The sequence below is a fragment of the Nocardia sp. NPDC004415 genome (assembly GCF_053602435.1).
In genome coordinates this window covers 38,497-56,705 of the sequence record NZ_JBSGDP010000039.1, presented here as the reverse complement: position 1 = coordinate 56,705, position 18,209 = coordinate 38,497, and the positions used below count along the sequence as shown (strand labels likewise).

Sequence of the window (18,209 nt, the reverse complement as noted above, 5' to 3'; positions counted from 1 at the left end):
AACTCGTCATCTACGATCCAGGGTGCTGCCACGACGAAACATCCTGCACGACAGCGGGTCTCACCGCTACATGACCGAACCCGTTAGGGGATCTAAGTAGGCTCGCCTACTTACAGCGAGAACGCGTCAAAGTGAGAAACACCGTGCTGGATCATCCTGTCGAGCAGGCAATGGTCCGCCAGCGTCGGCAGTGCCGACTCGTCGAGTTCAGCCACAGCGGCGACCTCGGTCCAGCGAACCACGTCCGCCCATAGCCACAATCCACCGGAAGCCAGCGTGACGGGAGCGGGAAACGGCCGCGCGCTATGCCTCTCACCACGAACCCAGTTGCCGACAGCCTGCCTCGACATATCCAACCGGTCGGCAATATCCTGCCTGGAAACAAGATCCTGATAGGTGCGCGACGGCGCCAAGCCGACCGCCGCGAGCGCCTTCGCCGCGAGCAGGCCGGCCTCGATCGCTGTCTCAGCGTCAACCAGGGTGGTTGCCACCGTCAAACCAAGCGCTCCGCTGATCGTGGTGCCCGGCAGCGCTTCCATCGCCTGATCGATGCGGGAATCGTCAGCCTCGACTGTCTCGATCACAAACGCGATCTCGAACTCATGAACAGTCATGCCAATATGATGCCTTCCGCCAGGCCTGTTGTCAATTGACAACAGGCCTGCCACGCCATTAGTCGGCACGGTCTTTTAGCAGCTCAGCGATGGTTTTCTCCAACCCTTGGCAGCAGCGATCGAGGACTCGCGCTTGACTCTTTCCATCCCCTTTCGGCGTGTGGTCGAACCTCGCGAACGGCGCCGGGGGCGGAGCCCATCGAAAACCAGGGTCCGGTGGCCATAGCCCGTATCCGTGTCCTTGCTTGCGCACTCTCCACCCCTTCTTCAGCCACTTCTCGACTGTCTCTGGGACCTCCTTGGTCCCCTTGTACGCAGCACGTACTTCGGCCAGACTCGACTCTTCCCAGGATCCCTGGTTACCCACTATGGCTCGCGCCTTCCCGTGGTCGGACAGCTGATGCCCGGCCCGAAGCCAGCGGCAGATTCGAGCGACGATCCTAGCGACCTCAGCCGCAGAACCGTTGCGTCGCAGGCTGATCCTGCGTACACAGTCGGGCCGGAGAACCTGTCGGTCCCGGACGCACGCCAGGAACCGAGATCACCGCGCTGATTCCTCGCCGCTTCGCGCGTAGTGCGGCGCCAGCGCCTCCATCTGGTCGATCACCAACCGGATCGCCTCCGGCTGCTTGTCCGGCGGGTACCGGTATTTGATGAGGAGTCGTTTGATGGTCGAGCGCAGTTTGGCTTTCACGTCGTCGCGCACAGTCCAGTCGGTCTTGGTGTCGCGGCGCATCACAGCGACCAGTTCGCGGGCGATCTGGCCGAGTACTTCCTGACCCATCTGGTGCACGGCGGACTCGTTCTCGCAGACCGCGTCATAGAAGGCGAGTTCGTCGTCGGACAGGCGAGGGGTGAACGCCTTGCCTCGGTCTCGTTCGGCGGCGGCCTCGCGGGCCAAGGCGACCAGTTCGGCGATCACTTCGGCCGAGGTGAGCTGCTGGTTGGTGTATTTGTTCATCAGGGTGCGGATGCGTTCGGAGAAGGCGCGCTGGCGGACCAGGTTGTGACTGGTACTGCGCCGCACTTCCTCGGTGAGCACCGCGCGCAGGGCTTCGATGGCCAGGTGCGGGTTCTCGGCTTCGCGGGCCTTGGCCTCGAACTCCGGGGTGAGGTCGGTGAGCGCCGGTTTGGGTAGTCCGGCGGCAGCGTAGATGTCGATGATCTCGCCCGACGCCGTGGTGTCGGCGACGAGATTCTCCAGCAGGCGGGTGATCTCGGCGGGCACCGGACGGCCCTCGGCTTCGCGCGTGGCGGCGTCGTACTTCGCCATCCACACGCGGACCTCTTCGTAGAACCTGACCGCCAGGCGCACCTCGGCCCCCGCCACCAGCGATGACCCGGAGCTCACCGCCCAGTTGCGGCTCAGCTGATTGGCCAGCGCCCGGAATCGGGTCACCAGTTTGTCGCCCTCGGCCGCCACCTGGTTTCCGGCGGTGTGCGGCGAGCGCAGGTATTCGGCGAGTCCGGTCGCGGCGATCACCCAATCACGTTGTCCACCTTTGAGTTTCGATCGCCACGGATAGCCTTCGACCAGCCGGTCCAGCAGGGCCAGCACCTGGAGCACCAGCTCGGCGATCTCGTCGGCGTTCTGCCCGACAGGTTTGCGCTCGCGGTCGGTCGCGGTGTACTCGTCCAGCGCGCGCTCGAGGTTTTCCGCCAGCGGCGCGTAGGCCACGACGAGGCCGTCCTGTTTGCCCTCGAAGGTGCGGTTCACGCGCGCGATGGTCTGCATGAGCAGCGCGCCCTCGAGCGGGCGGTCCAGGTACAGGGTGTGCAGGGGTGGCGAGTCGTAGCCGGTGAGCATCATCGACTGCACGATCACCAACTGGAGCGAGTCGTCGGGGTCCTTGAGCCTGGCTTGGATCAGCTTGTTCTCCCCGGCGCGGCGAACGTGCTTGGCCACCACGCCCTGATCTTTCGCCGAACCCGTGTAGACGACCTTGAGCACGCCCTCGCGCACCGAGTCGGCGTGCCATTCGGGACGCAGTTCGATCAGGTATTCATACAGGTCGGCGCAGATTTGCCGGGTGCCGGCGACGATCAGCCCCTTGCCCGGGCCACCGATGAACTCGACCATCGACTGCGACCGGTTCTCCCAGTGCGCGACGAGATCGGCGGCGACCTTGCGCAGCCGGGCCGGGGCGCCGTAGATGGCGTTGATCACCGCGACCGAGTTCTCGACCTTGGCGCGCTCCACGTCGTCGAGCCCGACCACGGCTTCGTCGGCCGCGTTGTCGATGTCCTCGTCGGAAACCCCCTCGACCACCCGCACTTCCGGGAGTCGTGGTTCGAAGATCACCCGGACGGTCGCGCCGTCCTCGACCGCGCGAGTGAGGTCGTAGACGTCGATGTCGTCACCGAAGCGGGCGCGGGTGTCGCGGTCGGTGAAGGAGATCGGGGTGCCGGTGAAGGCGATGCGGGTGGCGCCGGGCAGCGCGTCCTGGAGGTGCTTGGCGTAACCGTCGAGGGTGTCATAGTGGCTGCGGTGCGCCTCGTCGACGACGACGATCACATTGCGACGATCACTGAGCAGCGGGTGATCCAACCCCGCGTCCTTCTCCGCCTTGGACAGGCCGAACTTCTGCAGGGTGGTGAAGTAGATCCCGCCCGTGGTGCGCTCGGTCAGTGCCGCGCGCAGCTCGGCGCGGGTGTTGACCTGAATCGGCCTCTCCCCCAACAGCATCGACTTGTCGAATGTATTGAACAGCTGCCCGTCGAGCTCGGTGCGATCGGTGACCACGACGATGGTGGGGTTCTTCAATCTCGGCTGCTTGCTCACCAGGTGCGCGTAGAGCTCCATCTCCATGGACTTGCCCGAGCCCTGGGTGTGCCAGACCACGCCGGCCCGGCCGTCGCTCTCGGCCGCGGCCACCGTGCACCCGACCGCCTTGGTGACAGCGAAATACTGGTGCGGCTTGGCGATTCGCTTCACCAGCCCGTCGCCGGTGGAGTCGAACGCGACGAAGTTCTGCCGGATCTGCAGGAACCGTTCCGACTGCAACACACCCGCGATCAAAAACTCGAGCTCGATTCCCGCGTGCTCGTCGTCGCGAGCCTCGCCCAGCCGCAACGGTTTACCGTCATCGTCGACATTCCACGGCGCGTAGTGGTTCAGCGGCGTGAACGGTGTGCCGTAGCGAGCGAGCTGACCGTCGCTGATCACGGTGAGCACCGCGAACCGGAACGCCATCGGGAACTCGCGCAGGTAGGTGCCGAGCTGGGCGTGAGCCGAGGCCAGATCGGCCTGCATCGCCCCAGCCTTCTTCAATTCGATGACACCGACCGGCATCCCGTTGAGATAGAGCACGATGTCGAAGCGGCGCACCGATTCCCGCGACCGCACCGTCACCTGACTCACCGCGAGCAGTTCATTGTCCTCCACCCGAGGACCGACCAGACGAATCGTCGGATTCTGCTCAACCCCTTGATGATCCACATAGCTGATCCCGCGATACCCCTCGGTGAGGATCGCGTGCAGACGCTGGTTCTCAGCGAGCGCGTCCTGAGACTTCGGCGCGAGAATCTCCGCCCGCGCCTGCTCCAGGAACTCCGCGGGAACCTGCGGATTCAGTCGGCGCATCCGCTCCAGAAGCCGACCCGGCAGCACGATGTCGTCCCACGCCGCCCGCCCGCCGTCCTTCCCCGGAACGATCTCACTCCCGGAAAGCGGCTCCCACTCGCACTCCGCGAGCTCATCGAGCGCGAACTGCTCCCACTGCGCCTCACTGAAACCAGCGTCTTCGACCATCAGGCGATCTTTTCTACTATCTGCTCAGCGTCTTTGACACGGAGTTTTCCGGACATGAGGAGAGGGAGGAGTTCGTCGCGCGTTTTGGCGAGCACCCGGGTTTCGTCAACGGCAGCCTTCACCCGCGAAAGCAGGGCTTGCGAGACTTCGTCGAACTCGGCGAGCATCGCGGAGTCCGGCTTACCGATTTCGTACGCCGCGACGTCGGCTGCCGAGAGGCGTTGGCGGCCGGTGGTTCCGACCATGTGACGGATCGCGTACTCACGGAACCGCGGGCTCACCGAGAGGAAGTACGCGAATGCCGCAGGCACATTCGGCTTCGGTCTCATCACAATGAATTCGGTCGAACCGACACCAATCTCGCCGTCATCGAGAAAGTCGACGTAACCGGCCTTTCCATTCTCCAGACATGGCGTGATCCGGGCAAGCAATGCGTCCCCGTTGCGAAACCTTGCGCCGCCACGTGCGGCCCGGTGACCCCAATCCGAAACTGTCATCGCCCGATCTGGAAGATTCTTCATCTCCAGGTAGACAGGATCATCAGGACTGGCCGACAGTCGTTCCGTGGGATTGAAGGTGATCATCTCGTCCAGCAAGATCGTCTCGGCGACGCCGTCCGCCGCTTCGAATTGCGAGAACAACATGGACAAAAGGTCCCTTACAAGGTCCTGAATCCGGGAGTTGGCAGCAATCTTGTCGTCGAGCGCCCCCAACACCTCCGCAATCGCAACCTGAGTCGAGAAGTTGGGTACTCGGACTTCGAGTCCGGCAATGTAATTTCGATTCAACATCGGCTGCACGCTGCCCGAGTCGAAGCCGCTGAGGTCAAGCGTCTCGAACAAGTGAAATAAGAACTTCGGGTGATTCCCCTTGAAATCAGCGGCATACAGCGTGGTATTCAGCGGCCAGAAGTCTTCATCGGACCATGTGGGCACTCCCAAATTTGTCGCTCGACCAATGACGAACCCAGGACCTGCCACCGGCGCCTCGTCGTGCCACCCCGCAGTTACTCCGGCGGACAAGACACGATACGGCCCGGGGCGCCGACTCTTGGTGGGGAGATCGAACCCTCGACGCAACTCCACAACATCAGAAAGCTGCTTAGGCATCCATTCAGTCACGGATACGCTCCAGTTGATTACGCACCGCTCGCTCGAGACGTGCGGATTTATCGAACGCTTCGGCCAGTTCAGCAGTCAATCGACCAATTTTCTCACTAAGCGGCTCATCGTCGACAATACCCGAACTAACACCGACGAAACGACCCGGCGTCAGCGAGTATTCAGCGCTTTTGAGATCTTCTAGCGATACAGACCTACAGAACCCCGGAACGTCCTCATACGTCAACCGCTTCCGCGCCGCCGAGTCCGTCCCCCGCCACGCATGATAAGTATCCGCGATCCGCGCAATATCCTCATCACTCAACGCCCGCTCAGCCCGGTCCACCATGTACCCGAGCTCCCGCGCATCGATGAACAGCACCTCCCCCCGCCGATCAATAGCCCCACCCTTCCCCGCCGACTTGTCCTTGGCGAAGAACCACACGCACACCGGAATCCCGGTGGACCGGAACAGCTGGGTCGGCATCGCCACCATGCAGGACACCAGATCGGCCTCCACGATGCGGGCGCGAATATCGCCTTCTCCGTTGGAGTTCGACGACATCGAACCGTTCGCCATCACCACACCAGCGCTACCGCGAGGCCCCAGCTTGTACAGCACATGCTGGATCCAGGCGTAGTTGGCGTTGTTGGCTGGTGGCACCCCGTACACCCAGCGCGGGTCGTCGGTGTTGCGGGTCCAGTCTTTGATGTTGAACGGCGGATTCGTCATCACGTAATCCATCCGCGTATCGGCGTGCTGGTCGCGGGCGAAGGTGTCGCCCCAGCGGGCGCCGAGGCCCTTGTTGTCGATGCCGTGGATGGCGAGGTTCATCTTGGCCATGCGCCAGGTTTCCTCGTTGGCCTCTTGGCCGTAGACGGCGATGTCCTGCGGGTCGCCGTTGTGGTCCCAGATGAACTTCTCCGACTGTACGAACATGCCGCCCGATCCGCAGCACGGGTCGTAGATGCGGCCCTTGGTCGGCTCGAGCACCTCGACAATGGTCTTGACCACGCTCGGCGGGGTGAAGAACTCGCCGCCGCGCTTGCCTTCGGCGCGGGCGAAGTTGCCCAGGAAGTACTCGTAGACCTCGCCCATCAGGTCGCGGGCCTTGTGCTCGCCCTGGCGGCTGAAGCGGGCACTGTTGAACAGGTCGACCAATTCGCCGAGGCGGCGCTGGTCGATATTGTCCCGGTTGTACAGGCGGGGCAGGGTGCCGCGCAGCGATTCGTTCTCGTGCATCACCGCGTCCATGGCCTCGTCGATCAGCTGGCCGATGGTCTTGGTGAGCGAACCATCCGGGCCGACGAGACCTTTGGCGTTCTCGGCGAGGAACTCCCAGCGGGCCTGCCCCGGGACGAGGAATACGCCGTAGCCCTGGTATTCCTCCGGGTCGTCGATGATCTGGGCGATCTGATCATCGTCCCAGCCCTCCGCCAGATGCTCGGCACGAATTGTCTCCCGGCGTTCCTCGTAGGCGTCGGAGACGTACTTGAGGAAGACCAAGCCGAGGATGACGTCTTTGTACTGGCTCGCCGACAGCGAACCACGGAGTTTGTCGGCCGCCTTCCACAGCGTGTCCTTCAGCTCCTTCATCGTCGACGGGGCCGACGACTCCTGCCTCTTCCTCGGTGGCACCCGGGGGCTCCTCTCCTCGTTCATCAGACAACAACCTGTTCCGGCGCGCGCAGGCTGACCGTGCCGTTCGCGATACCGTGGATCAGCGCGGCACACAACTGCGATGTCGCAGTCAAGCGCGCACGCATCTCCGACTCGTACACGGCGGCACGGCCGAGCGTATCCTCGAGCTCCGACGTCTCCGACCGGCCCAGCCACGGCACGCTCCACGCCTTCCATTCGCGGCCCTGCGCGGGCATCTGATTGATCAGCGCGGCCAGTGCCCGCGGACCGACGCCCGCTTCGGCGTCGAGGTCCAGGCGCAATATCCGGGAGGGCGAGGCGACCAGCGCGCCGCCGGTCTCGTCGACCCAGGCGAGCGGGCGCGGACGCTCGGCGAAGATCACATCGCCGGGGCGAGTACGCACCGCTCGACTGTAGTACCGCTCGGCATCGAGCGGATCGAGCGTCATGCCGTCGGTGCTGTGGTCTGCCGCGAGTACCGGGACGGTCGCACCGTCGCACGCGTGGGCCGGGTCGATGCGGCTGCCGCGCAGCATCCGCACCAGCTTGCGCTCGGCCAGCTCGGACAGCGACCAGTGCCGCACCTGGACCGTCCCCTTCGCGGGCACGACGAGAACGTCGAGAGGTTCCACCGGGCGAGCCGTCAGCACAGTGGCCGCGCGAACACGGTCGATGTCGTGGGTAGCGTCGGTGACGCGCAGCCGGTCCGCGCATATGCCCTGCGGCACCATCGCGCCCCCGGCCAGAATGTCGGAACGACGGCGCGGGCGGCCGTACCGATAGGCACGCCGCGCCGAACTGGTGAGGGCTCCGACGATGTCGGCCGCCAACGCCTCGAGGTCGAGAGCTCCGGCCGCGGGCGCACCCAGATCCGATACCAGCGGCTGCTCGATATCGGCCCCACCGCGCACGATCCACACTCCCATCGCCTGCCGGTGCGCATCCCGCCACAGCCCGCGCGGCAGCCGCAATGCCATGGCCACCCCGCCCAGGCGCACTGTGCCCGACCGCCTCGGTTCGAGATCACGGCCCAACTTCTCACACAGCACCGAGGCGGGACCGACGACGATCGCCACCTCACCCGGTTCGAGGGCGACCAGCACGTCGTCCACGCGGTCCAGTGCCGGGGCGGGGTCGTCACCGATCACCGACATCAGGCGAACGGCGGGTGCCGCGGCCTGGTCGACCACGCGAGCTTCACGGATGGTCGCTCTGCGGCGCAAGCCGCGTGCGCGCGCGTCGTTCCCGACGACAGTCAGGTCGGCGCGGTCACCGATCAGGTCGAGGACGAGGCGAGGCAGATCGCCGTCCGACACCAGGCAGCTGGTATCGGAATCCTGGAATTCCAGGCAGGTTTCGACGATGCACCGCAGCAGCGACAGGCCGGACTCGGACAGGTCGCGGGCTTCCAGAGCACGCCCGGCGCGGCCTGTCTCCAGGCGTTCCAGTGCGTCCGCGAGGCCGAAGGCCGATTCGATCAGGTCATCGATATAGGCCAGGACCTTCGGCTCGATCGGCACCGTACCGACCTCCGCGACCAGCATGGTGTCGCCGGGGTCGACGTCTGTGGCCAGCGCGGTGAGCTCGGCGCCGGACAGCCCGGCCAACTCCCGACCCGACGCGGCCGCCAGGCACAGCAGCGTGACCAGGTGCTCGAACTCGACGCCGTCGGGAACGCTCAGCGCGGGCGCGTCGAGCCGGTGGGCGGTGTTGTTTCCGCGGCCGGTCCGCTCGAGCCAGTCGATGACCTCGTCGCGACGGAACCGCTCGACCCGATCGACCGTGGCGACCGGCGCGGGAAACGGCACGAACTCCCCGCGTGCCACCGGACGCTTGCGCCACATGGACACGACGGGCCGATGGACCTGCGCCAGATCGGCGATGTCCTGCATCGTCAGCGTCGGCTCGTGCTGGTGTTCTGCCATCCCCTGCTCACATTCTCCGGTCGAACGTCGTGTTTCGAGAGTAGAGCCGATCGCTTGACACTCAGCATCGAATCTCCGATAAGAGCCCTTATCAGCGTTTCACATCGCCAAACCCAGCATCGCCCGCCACGGTGTAGTCAGCACCACAACCTGATGCGCGACGCGCAGCCATCACCGAATCCGGTGTGGCACCGGGTAATTCATCACAGTCCAGTCAGAGGAGACCGATATGGTAGAGCACACCCGCCCCGAATCCGCCGGCGCCTACTTTCACGACAACGCGCAGGCTGTCCTCATCGAGCATGTCCTTGTCCACGACGCGGACGTGGCCCGGGAGGCCCGCCACTGGACGAGCGGCGCGCGGGGGCCCAGCGTCGAGGATCCCGACCAGCTCGACGCGGCCGACCTCGAAGCCTTCGTGATCGAGGCGGTGAAGATCGGTGCGCACGCGTTGGCCGCCACCGGCCAGGCTGTCGAATCCCGCGCGCTCGAACAGGTCGTACGGGAGCTCGGCGAGAAGGCCGCGCAGTCGTCCAACGCCGCGGCCGAAGTCACCGAGCAGTCCGCGGCGAATGCCGCCAAGACCGTCAGCCGGGCAGCTGAGGACGCCAAGAAGGCGATCACCGAAGCCGAGAAGTCCGGCCGCCGGGAGTTCGCCACGGCGGTCACCACCGCCAAGGAAGAGCTCAACGCCGAACTCCGCCGGCTCTTCGGCGGCGACAATCCGGAACTGCTCGACCGGATCGCACCGGTGCTCGCGAAGTTCGGCAGTGAACTCGACGCCAAGGTCGGCAGCAGTGTCGACGAACTGTTCAAGACGGCCGTCAAACAGTTCGACCTCGACGATCCGACCTCGCCGATGGCCAAACACGCCGCGGGCTTGGAGCGTCGGCACGAGCAGCTCGCCAAGCACCTCCAGCAGCAGCACACCGAACTCACCGGCAAGTTCGACGAGCTCACCCGCGAGTTGCAGGTGCGCGCCGCCGAGCAGCGGGTGGCCAGCTTGACCCCGATCAAGGGCGACACCTACGCCGAACCGCTGCACGCGATGCTCACCGAGCTCGCGACCGGGCTCGGTGACGAGTACACCGATACCAGCCGCACCACCGGGAGGATCTCGAAGTCCCGCAAGGGCGATGGTCTCCTGGTCGTCGGCGGCGGGTCGGCCCGGGTGGTCGTCGAGATGTCGGATTCGCCGCGGACCACCTGGAACGACTACTTGGATGAGGCCGAACGCAACCACGGCGCACAGGCCTCACTCGGGCTCGTCCGGGCCAAGGAACGCAACGGCGGCCACGCCGTTCGCGCGATCACTCCGCGGCGCATCGTGCTCGCTTTCGACCCGGAGACCGACGACCCGGACCTGCTGCGCGTTGTGGTGCAGCTGTTGCGCACCGGCGCACTCGCAGCGAACTCTCGCTCCGACGCCGCCCAGATCACGACGGCCGAGGAGAAGATCAGCGAGGCCATCGTGCAGCTGGGTGGAATCGACACCATCAAGAAGTCCGCGAGTGGCATCTACAAGCAGGCGCAGAGCATCGAAAACCAGTGCAATACAATCAATTCGGGGATCGAGCGGTTGCTCAATGCGGCACTCGCCGCACTGACCGCCGCCGGAGCCGACGGCGCCGCCAGCACTCCGGGCGCGGCGGCCTGAGGCATCGCCGAAGACCGCCAACACGATAACCCGGCTTATCACCGGCAACTCTCGACATCTGCGCAGGGCGCGTGGTCGAGTCGTGCACGCGCCTCGAACTCCCCTCTCCACCAAGAGAAATCAAGGAAGTCATGAAAATCAAGAAGTTCGTCCTCGCCACCGCGCTCGCGATCGCCGCGATCGGCGTCGTCGAGTCCACCGCGGTCGCGTCACCCCCGGCGACGACGCAGGAGGCGCTGGCTGCCCTGCCCGCCGCAGCGAGCGGGGTCGACCACGGCGTCGGTTACGACGCGGCCCGGGACGGCAACACCTTCACCGCCACGCTGACCGGCGGCACGTTCCGCGTCACCGATGACGCCATCGAGGCGGTGGCGGCCGACGGCACGCTCATCAGCAGCACGCCGCGGGCTATCGCGTTCGAGCAGAACGTCATCACGCTGGCGCCGCGCCTCGAGGCCAACGGCACCCGGCTGGTCGCCGACGTCGCCGCGCAGGAGATCGGCTACTGGCGCAAGACCTCCCCGCGCCAGCGCAGTATCGAGGCGGGCATGGCGATCGGCACGGCGATCGGCGGCATCGGCGGCGTCATCGTGGGCCTGGTCCTCGGCATCGCGACCGGCGGCCTGCTGCTCCCGATCACCCTGCCGGTGGCCCTGATCGTCGGCGTGCTCGGCGGCATGGCCATCGGCGGCGCGGCAGGTGCAGCCATCCCGAACTCCGATGTCCCCGACCAGTGGGAGTACGAGCTGGAATGCCGGGGTAGCGGAGACTACCGTTTCTGCTGGTAGGCCTCGTCCAGAGCGATGGGGCGGTTCTCCCGATGAGAACCGCCCCATTCATTCGATCGATGCGGTGACGACAGAGCCCGAGGGAGGTCTCGAATGGCACGGAAAGTGGTCGATGTCGATGACACCGCACTGGCCGCGGCGGCGCGATTTCTCGAAACGACGACCGATAACGAGACAGTCGAGGCAGCGTTGAACGCGGTGACCGATCATGGCCGCCGCACCGAGGCGATCGCCCGGATGCGTGCGCTGGTGGCCGAAGGCGAGATCGATTCTGCCGAAGCCGACCCGTCTTCCGGACTGCTGCGCTTACGCCGATTTGCCAGCGGTGATCCGACTCTCGCCCCCCGAACCGTAGCAATGTAGCCGGGCTAGCCTGTCGCACCTGGGGGGCGGACGACCGGAACCACGGGGAGCACCGACTCCAGGCCCGTGAAGTCCTTTGGATTCGTTGTAAACAATGGCAGCCGACTCCACCGGGAGATCACTGATATCGAACAGGCCGAGAGCTGCGACGATGCAAGTGTCCAGCTGACCCCTGTCGTAGCGGCTCACGCGTCCCCCGGCTATGGGTCGTCGGCGAGTTCGTCATCCACCATCGCGTCGAGATCACGGCGCAATTCGTCGGTGTCCAGCGCCGGAGCACCCACGAACGACTGCTGAGCCCCCGCGGTCGAGACGAAGCGGCTTCGACGAATCGGTATCGCGTCAGCCAGTGGCTCGCCATTCAGCGTGAGGACAAACCTCTCACCGTCGCGAAGACTCCTCGTTACCCGTCCGGAGTCGTTGACGAACGCGCGAACACTGATCTCGGGAGGTGGTTGCTCAGGAACGCCCATACCGCATGGTATGGCGACGTACCACGACGTGGTACCGCGCTTGGACGCCTCCGGGACCGCACTTCATACCCGTCAACGCACGAAGACACGGACTCCCGTCGGAAGTCCGTGTCTTCGTTCGTTATTCGCCTAGGCGGCAGCGCTCACGAGGAGCGCGGGCTCACCAGGAGCTCTTGTGCACGCCCGGGAGCTCGCCGCGGTGGGCCATTTCGCGCAGGCACACGCGGCACAGGCCGAACTTGCGGTAGACCGCGTGGGGGCGGCCGCAACGCTGGCAGCGGGTGTAGGCGCGGACCGCGAACTTCGGCTTGGCGTTGGCCTTGTTGACCAGTGCTTTCTTGGCCATGTGCTCAGTTCTCCTTGAACGGGAAGCCGAGGTGCTTGAGCAGCGCACGGCCTTCTTCGTTGTTGGTCGCAGTGGTCACCACGGTGATGTCCATACCGCGCGGGCGGTCGATGGAGTCCACGTCGATCTCGTGGAACATCGACTGCTCGCTGAGGCCGAACGTGTAGTTGCCGTTGCCGTCGAACTGCTTCGGCGACAGACCGCGGAAGTCGCGGATACGCGGCAGCGCGATGGAGACCAGGCGGTCCAGGAACTCCCACATGCGGTCGCCACGGAGGGTGACCTTGGCGCCGATCGGCATGCCCTCACGGAGCTTGAACTGCGCGATCGACTTGGTGGCCTTGCGGACCTCCGGCTTCTGGCCGGTGATCAGCTCGAGGTCCTTGATGGCACCGTTGATCAGCTTCGCGTCACGGGCGGCGTCACCGACACCCATGTTGACGACGACCTTGACGACGCCCGGGATCTGCATCACGTTGGCGTACTCGAACTCGCTGTTCAGCGCGTCCTTGATCTCGGCGCGGTAGCGCGCCTTCAGCCGGGGCTGAGTCTGCTCAGAGGTGGTCATGTCAGATGTCCTTCCCGTTCTTACGGGAGATCCGAACCCGCTTGCCGGTCTCTTCGTCGGTGCGGTAGCCGACGCGGGTCGGGTTACCGTCGGAATCGACGACCATCACGTTGGAAACCTGGATGGGGGCTTCCTGGGTCACGATGCCACCCGAGGACGCGCCACGCTGGTTCGCGGAGTCCGCGACGTGCTTCTTGATGCGGTTCACGCCTTCGACGAGAACCTTGCCGGTCGCCGGGTAGGCCTGGATGACCTTGCCCTTGGCGCCCTTGTCCTTGCCCGAGATGACGAGGACGGTGTCACCCTTGTGCACCTTCATGGTCAGAGCACCTCCGGGGCCAGCGAAACGATCTTCATGAAGCGCTTGTCGCGCAGCTCACGGCCGACCGGGCCGAAGATGCGGGTGCCGCGAGGATCGTTGTCCGGCTTGATCAGCACGGCAGCGTTCTCGTCGAACTTGATGTAGGAACCGTCCGGACGGCGGCGCTCCTTGACGGTGCGCACGACGACAGCCTTGACGACGTCGCCCTTCTTGACGTTCGCGCCGGGGATGGCGTCCTTGACGGTGGCGACGATGATGTCACCGATACCGGCATAGCGACGCGACGAGCCACCGAGCACGCGGATGCAAAGGATTTCCTTCGCCCCGGTGTTGTCGGCGACGCGCAGTCGCGACTCCTGCTGAATCACTTCAGCACCTCCTGGACCTGGATGTATACGTACGCCGGATTGCCGACCCGACGCACATGGTCAGTCACCACCGGACGCGCGCCTGCCAGCGGAGATACCTACCGCTGGGGGTTCACTGCCGGATCGCGGGCGCAGAGCTCCCGCAGGCAACCGGTCTAGTGTAGGGGAAAGCCCAGGTCGCCCCAAATCGGGGGTCACCTGCCGCGACGACCCCACCGTGTGGCCCGCGCGCCGGTAGCCTGTGCGGGCTGGATCGCAACGAGCACGGGTGCGGGTGCCGCATCGGGGAAGGACATCCTGTGACAATGGATCGCCGCGCATTCCTGATCGCCATGGGGCTGGTGCCCGTGGCGGCGACGCTGGCCTCGTGCGCCACCGACGATCCCACAGTGCGGCTCACCGGCGTGGACATGGGTGGCGGCGATCTGACGATCCGCCCGCAGGACGACCTCTACCGGCACGTCAACGGTGCCTGGCTGCGCGATTTCCAGCTGCCGCCGGACAAGGTCTCGGTCGGCGCGATCACCGACGCCACCGACCGCACGCTCGACCAGCTGCGCGCGATCATCGAGGGCATCGAGAACCCGGAGCACGGTTCCGAGGCCCAGCAGATCAAGGACCTCTACGACGCGCGCCTGGACCTCGACGAGATCGAGAAGCTCGGCATCACCCCGCTCGCGGGCCTGTTCGCGGCCGTCGACGCGGCCCCGGGCAAGCCCGAGCTGGCGAAGGTGATGGCCGAGGCGCCGATCTCGGGGCTGATCGCCATGGGCATCAGCATCGACCGCAAGAACTCCACCGCCTACATCCCCGGCGTCGGCCAGTCCGGGATCATCCTGAGCGAGCAGTACTACCGCAAGCCCGAGTTCGCGGCCCAGCTCGCGGGCTACCAGACCTATCTCGAACAGCTGGCCAAGGGCCTGGGCATGGCCGAGCCTGCCGCGGTCGCCCAGCGCATGCTCGACCTGGAGAAGCGCATCGCCTCCAACCACTGGGACAGCGTGCGCCTGCGCAACACCGACGCCACCTACAACCTGATGAGCTGGCAGGAGCTCACCGCGCTGGGCCCGCAGTTCGACTGGGAGCCGTGGCTGGCGGGCATGACCGACCGGCCCAAGTCGCTGTTCGACAAGATGGTCGTCGGCCAGCCGTCGTTCGTCACCGCGGCCGCGCAGCTGTGGGCCGAGGTGGACATCGCCCAGTGGCGCGAGTACCTCAAGCTGCACATCGCCAACAACTACGGGCGGTTCCTGCCCGCGGCCATCGCCGACCCGCGCTTCGACTTCTTCGGCCGGATCATGGGTGGTCTGCAGGAGAAGCCGGAGATGTGGCGTTCGGCCGTCGGGGTCGTCGACGACAATCTCGGCGAGCCGCTCGGCAAGCTCTACGTCGACGCGCACTTCCCGGCCAGCGCCAAGGAACGCGCGCTCGAGATGGTCGACGACCTGCGCGCCGCCTATCACGACAATTTCACCAACTCGACGTGGATGTCGCAGCCCACCCGCGAGGCCTCCATCGCCAAGCTGGACAAGATCGTGGCCCAGATCGGCTACCCCGACAAGTGGGTCGACTACTCCTCGGTGCAGATCACCCGCGGCAAGCTGATCGAGTCGCTGCTGGCCATCAACACCTTCGAGTCCGCGCGCGCCTTCGCCCGCCTGGGGACGCCGGTGGACAAGTCGGAGTGGAGCATGTCGCCGCAGACGGTGAACGCCTACTACAGCCCGACCACCAACCAGATCGTCTTCCCCGCCGCCTACCTGCAGCCGCCGTTCTTCGACAAGGACGCCCAGGACGCGGTCAACTACGGCGCGGTCGGCTCGACCATCGGCCACGAGATCGGGCACGGCTTCGACGACCAGGGCTCCAAATACGACGGCGACGGCAATCGCCGCGACTGGTGGACGCCCGAGGACCGGGCCGCCTTCGAGGCCAAGACCCAGCAGATCATCGAGCAGTACGACGTGCTCGTCCCCGAGGGCGCGCCCGAGGGGCAGCATGTGAACGGCGCGCTGACCGTGGGTGAGAACCTGGCCGATCTGCGCGGGCTGCAGATCGCGCTGGCCGCCTACCGCAAGGTCGCCGAGCGCACCGGGGTCGAGCCCGACTACCGGACGATGTTCTTCTCCTGGGCGCGGCAGTGGCGCGACAAGCAGACCGAGGAGGCGACCCTGCAGGGCCTGCAGGACACCCACTCCCCCAACGAGTTCCGCTGCAATCAGGTGGTCCGCAATATCGACGAGTTCTACACGACCTTCGAGGTGAAGGACGGCGACAAGCTGTTCATGGCCGAGGATCAGCGCGTCACGTTGTAGAACAGCCCTCCCCGGCCGTAGCTGTAGGTTAGCCTTGGCTGACTCTCACGGTAACCGGGTCTATGGAGGATGTTCGATGACCACTGTTCGGATTTCGCGCGGTCTGCGGCGCGGGGCGGTGGCGGCGCTGGCCGGCGCGCTCGTCCTCGGCCTCGCCGCCTGCGGTTCCACCGACGACGACACCGCCGGTGGCGGCGAGCCGGTGACCATCACCCACGCCAAGGGCGAGACCACCGTCACCGGCACCCCGGACAAGATCGTCGCGCTGGGCAACCAGTGGCTCGACACCACGCTGGCGCTGGGCGTGGTGCCGGTCGGCTACATCGACAATGTCGCCGCGGTCTCCAAGACCACCCCGCCGTGGGAGCCGGAGAGCCTGAAGTCGGCCAAGGCCCTGAACACCACGGGCAATGTCGCCGAGCAGGTGGCCGCACTGGAACCGGACCTGATCCTGGTCGACCCGTTCATCGCCGACCAGAAGACCTACGACGAGCTGTCCAAGGTCGCCCCCACCCTGCCCGCGCTGACCACCAATGCCGTGGCCCCCTGGCAGGACCAGGTCACCGCGCTGGGCAAGGTGCTGCGCAAGGAGGACGACGCGGCGGCGGTGATCAAGAAGGTCGACGACCGGATCGCGGCCATCGGCACCGCCAACCCCGGGCTGAAGGGCAAGACCTTCGCCAGCACCTGGCTGGCCAGCCCGTCGCAGCTCATGGTCCTCACCGACCCCAACGACGGGTCGGCCCAGCTGTTCACCCAGCTCGGCATGACCATCCCCGCCAACCTCACCGCCCAGCCCTCCAACCAGGGCCGCCTGGCCCTGTCCCCCGAACGCGTCGACGAACTCGGCGCCGACCTGCTGCTGGCCGGTTACTCCGCGGGCATGGACGAGAAATACCGCCAGCTCCCCGGCTTCAACGACCTGCCCGCCGTCCAGAAGGGCGCCGCCGTCTTCCTCACCACCCAGGAGATCAGCGCCGTCAACCAGCCCACCGCCCTCTCGGTCCCCTACATCCTCGACAAACTCGACCCCTACTTCGCGGCTGCGGCGAAATAGCCACTCGCTCAGTACCACAGGGTGATGCGCGTACGGAGTCGCGGCTGACAACGTCGGACCCGTGCGCACTCTCGATACCGGCGGATCGCCGACCGCCGCCTCCATTCGCGCGGCGGTCGGCGTCTATCTGCTCGCCACGCTCGTGGCGTCCATGTTATTCCTTGCGGTGCAACCACACTCGGGCATCCACCCCGCGGCCTTGTCGCTGGTGCAGTTTGCTCCGGCGGTGGGCGCGCTGGTCACCTGGCTGTCGTTCCGGCGGACGGTCTCCGGTTCGCGCCCCACGGCGGTGCCGTCGCGGCGGGTCGGCCTGCGCGTCGTGGCGATGGTCGTCGCGTGTGTGGGGTTCGGGCTACTGATCACCGTGGCGGCCGCCGTCAGCGGAATCGCTCCCGTGGGAACGGCAGCGGTCGGCGGCGTCCCCTTCGCGGTGTTCGTCCTCCTGCAGCTCCTCGGCGCCGCGGGCGAGGAGATCGGCTGGCGGGGCCTGCTCCAACCCCTTCTGGAATCCCGCACAACGAACCTGGCCGCCATCACCATCACCGGCGCCACCTGGGCCCTCTGGCACGTCCAAGCGTTCACCGGCGACCCCGCCACCGCCTGCTACTTCACCCTCTCGACCATGTCCTTCGCCCTCGTCCTCGGCACCCTGACCACCGGCACCTTCGGCCAACGGGTCCTGATCGCCACCACCGGCCACTGGCTCATCAACATCGCCTGCTACCTCCTGGCCGGCGACAACACCCTCCACCACCCCCAGCTCCCCGTCATCACCCTCGCCGCCCTCCTCACCGCCACCGCCGTAGCGACCTATCCCCTCGCACGCCGAAGAATCCGCGGCCACCTGCCCCTTGCACAGACTTCAAGACCGTAGCGAGACCGCTGGATAGGGCCAGATCAGACCCGCGAACGCCACGAAA

Annotated in this window: 16 protein-coding genes; 6 read left to right on the top strand and 10 right to left on the bottom strand. The window is 66.0% G+C overall.

Going from position 1 to position 18,209, the window contains the following annotated elements; translation table 11 throughout:
• Positions 1-110 precede the first annotated feature (110 nt).
• From ACWEMY_RS19135 to ACWEMY_RS19115, 5 genes are all read right to left on the bottom strand, one after another.
• Positions 111-614, bottom strand: a complete 504-nt coding sequence (locus ACWEMY_RS19135; RefSeq protein ID WP_452391104.1) for a helix-turn-helix domain-containing protein — start codon at positions 612-614, stop codon at positions 111-113.
• Positions 615-1,155: 541 nt separating this feature from the next.
• The gene (locus tag ACWEMY_RS19130) at positions 1,156-4,365 is read right to left on the bottom strand and encodes a type I restriction endonuclease subunit R (RefSeq protein ID WP_452391103.1); all 3,210 of its coding nucleotides are present in this window, start codon (positions 4,363-4,365) and stop codon (positions 1,156-1,158) included.
• On the bottom strand, positions 4,365-5,486 hold the full coding sequence (locus ACWEMY_RS19125; protein ID WP_452391102.1) for a restriction endonuclease subunit S: 1,122 nt from the start codon (positions 5,484-5,486) through the stop codon (positions 4,365-4,367). Before ACWEMY_RS19125 ends, ACWEMY_RS19130 begins: the two co-directional genes overlap by 1 nt.
• On the bottom strand, positions 5,479-7,104 hold the full coding sequence (locus tag ACWEMY_RS19120) for a class I SAM-dependent DNA methyltransferase (RefSeq protein WP_452391105.1): 1,626 nt from the start codon (positions 7,102-7,104) through the stop codon (positions 5,479-5,481). The genes ACWEMY_RS19125 and ACWEMY_RS19120 overlap by 8 nt, the downstream gene beginning before the upstream one ends.
• Positions 7,105-7,127: 23 nt before the next feature.
• On the bottom strand, positions 7,128-9,032 hold the full coding sequence (locus ACWEMY_RS19115) for a helix-turn-helix transcriptional regulator (protein WP_452391101.1): 1,905 nt from the start codon (positions 9,030-9,032) through the stop codon (positions 7,128-7,130).
• Between the two features lie 229 nt (positions 9,033-9,261).
• Between ACWEMY_RS19115 and ACWEMY_RS19110 the strand changes: the two genes are divergently transcribed.
• From ACWEMY_RS19110 to ACWEMY_RS19100, 3 genes are all read left to right on the top strand, one after another.
• Positions 9,262-10,689 carry a Fis family transcriptional regulator gene (locus ACWEMY_RS19110; RefSeq protein WP_452391100.1) on the top strand — a complete coding sequence of 476 codons (1,428 nt, stop codon included), beginning with the start codon at positions 9,262-9,264 and terminating at the stop codon, positions 10,687-10,689.
• 131 nt (positions 10,690-10,820) lie between these two features.
• Complete coding sequence (locus ACWEMY_RS19105) at positions 10,821-11,477, top strand: hypothetical protein (protein ID WP_452391099.1); 657 nt, start codon at positions 10,821-10,823, stop codon at positions 11,475-11,477.
• Positions 11,478-11,570: 93 nt separating this feature from the next.
• Positions 11,571-11,840 (top strand): hypothetical protein, encoded by a 270-nt coding sequence (locus ACWEMY_RS19100; RefSeq protein ID WP_452391098.1) that lies wholly within the window; start codon positions 11,571-11,573, stop codon positions 11,838-11,840.
• A gap of 200 nt (positions 11,841-12,040) precedes the next feature.
• Here the strand turns inward: ACWEMY_RS19100 and ACWEMY_RS19095 are convergent, their stop codons facing one another.
• The 5 genes from ACWEMY_RS19095 to rplN all read right to left on the bottom strand — a co-directional run bounded on the left by ACWEMY_RS19095 (position 12,041) and on the right by rplN (position 13,917).
• The gene (locus ACWEMY_RS19095) at positions 12,041-12,313 is read right to left on the bottom strand and encodes a hypothetical protein (protein ID WP_452391097.1); all 273 of its coding nucleotides are present in this window, start codon (positions 12,311-12,313) and stop codon (positions 12,041-12,043) included.
• 160 nt (positions 12,314-12,473) lie between these two features.
• Positions 12,474-12,659 (bottom strand): type Z 30S ribosomal protein S14, encoded by a 186-nt coding sequence (locus ACWEMY_RS19090; RefSeq protein WP_014981705.1) that lies wholly within the window; start codon positions 12,657-12,659, stop codon positions 12,474-12,476.
• 4 nt (positions 12,660-12,663) lie between these two features.
• Entirely contained in the window at positions 12,664-13,227 is a 564-nt protein-coding gene (gene rplE / locus ACWEMY_RS19085) for a 50S ribosomal protein L5 (RefSeq protein ID WP_019045062.1), read from the bottom strand.
• 1 nt (position 13,228) lies between these two features.
• On the bottom strand, positions 13,229-13,546 hold the full coding sequence (gene rplX / locus ACWEMY_RS19080) for a 50S ribosomal protein L24 (protein WP_019045061.1): 318 nt from the start codon (positions 13,544-13,546) through the stop codon (positions 13,229-13,231).
• A 2-nt stretch (positions 13,547-13,548) separates the two neighbouring features.
• Complete coding sequence (gene rplN / locus ACWEMY_RS19075; protein WP_043647623.1) at positions 13,549-13,917, bottom strand: 50S ribosomal protein L14; 369 nt, start codon at positions 13,915-13,917, stop codon at positions 13,549-13,551.
• Between the two features lie 305 nt (positions 13,918-14,222).
• On the opposite strand from rplN, the gene ACWEMY_RS19070 reads away from it, so the two are divergent.
• The 3 genes from ACWEMY_RS19070 to ACWEMY_RS19060 all read left to right on the top strand — a co-directional run bounded on the left by ACWEMY_RS19070 (position 14,223) and on the right by ACWEMY_RS19060 (position 18,163).
• Positions 14,223-16,232, top strand: coding sequence for a M13 family metallopeptidase (locus ACWEMY_RS19070; protein ID WP_452391096.1), 2,010 nt, complete (start codon positions 14,223-14,225; stop codon positions 16,230-16,232).
• A 76-nt stretch (positions 16,233-16,308) separates the two neighbouring features.
• Positions 16,309-17,289, top strand: a complete 981-nt coding sequence (locus ACWEMY_RS19065; RefSeq protein ID WP_375934213.1) for an ABC transporter substrate-binding protein — start codon at positions 16,309-16,311, stop codon at positions 17,287-17,289.
• Positions 17,290-17,350: 61 nt separating this feature from the next.
• Positions 17,351-18,163: a CPBP family intramembrane glutamic endopeptidase gene (locus ACWEMY_RS19060; RefSeq protein ID WP_452391095.1), complete on the top strand. Its 813-nt coding sequence runs from the start codon at positions 17,351-17,353 to the stop codon at positions 18,161-18,163.
• The last annotated feature ends 46 nt before the right edge of the window (positions 18,164-18,209 follow it).

Coding starts and splice junctions, on each gene's coding strand:
- ACWEMY_RS19135 (WP_452391104.1), bottom strand. CDS start 614: ATGACTGTTCATGAGTTCGAGATCGCGTTTGTGATCGAGACAGTCGAG.
- ACWEMY_RS19130 (WP_452391103.1), bottom strand. CDS start 4,365: ATGGTCGAAGACGCTGGTTTCAGTGAGGCGCAGTGGGAGCAGTTCGCG.
- ACWEMY_RS19115 (WP_452391101.1), bottom strand. CDS start 9,032: ATGGCAGAACACCAGCACGAGCCGACGCTGACGATGCAGGACATCGCC.
- ACWEMY_RS19110 (WP_452391100.1), top strand. CDS start 9,262: ATGGTAGAGCACACCCGCCCCGAATCCGCCGGCGCCTACTTTCACGAC.
- ACWEMY_RS19105 (WP_452391099.1), top strand. CDS start 10,821: ATGAAAATCAAGAAGTTCGTCCTCGCCACCGCGCTCGCGATCGCCGCG.
- ACWEMY_RS19100 (WP_452391098.1), top strand. CDS start 11,571: ATGGCACGGAAAGTGGTCGATGTCGATGACACCGCACTGGCCGCGGCG.
- ACWEMY_RS19095 (WP_452391097.1), bottom strand. CDS start 12,313: ATGGGCGTTCCTGAGCAACCACCTCCCGAGATCAGTGTTCGCGCGTTC.
- ACWEMY_RS19090 (WP_014981705.1), bottom strand. CDS start 12,659: ATGGCCAAGAAAGCACTGGTCAACAAGGCCAACGCCAAGCCGAAGTTC.
- rplE (WP_019045062.1), bottom strand. CDS start 13,227: ATGACCACCTCTGAGCAGACTCAGCCCCGGCTGAAGGCGCGCTACCGC.
- rplX (WP_019045061.1), bottom strand. CDS start 13,546: ATGAAGGTGCACAAGGGTGACACCGTCCTCGTCATCTCGGGCAAGGAC.
- ACWEMY_RS19070 (WP_452391096.1), top strand. CDS start 14,223: ATGGATCGCCGCGCATTCCTGATCGCCATGGGGCTGGTGCCCGTGGCG.
- ACWEMY_RS19065 (WP_375934213.1), top strand. CDS start 16,309: ATGACCACTGTTCGGATTTCGCGCGGTCTGCGGCGCGGGGCGGTGGCG.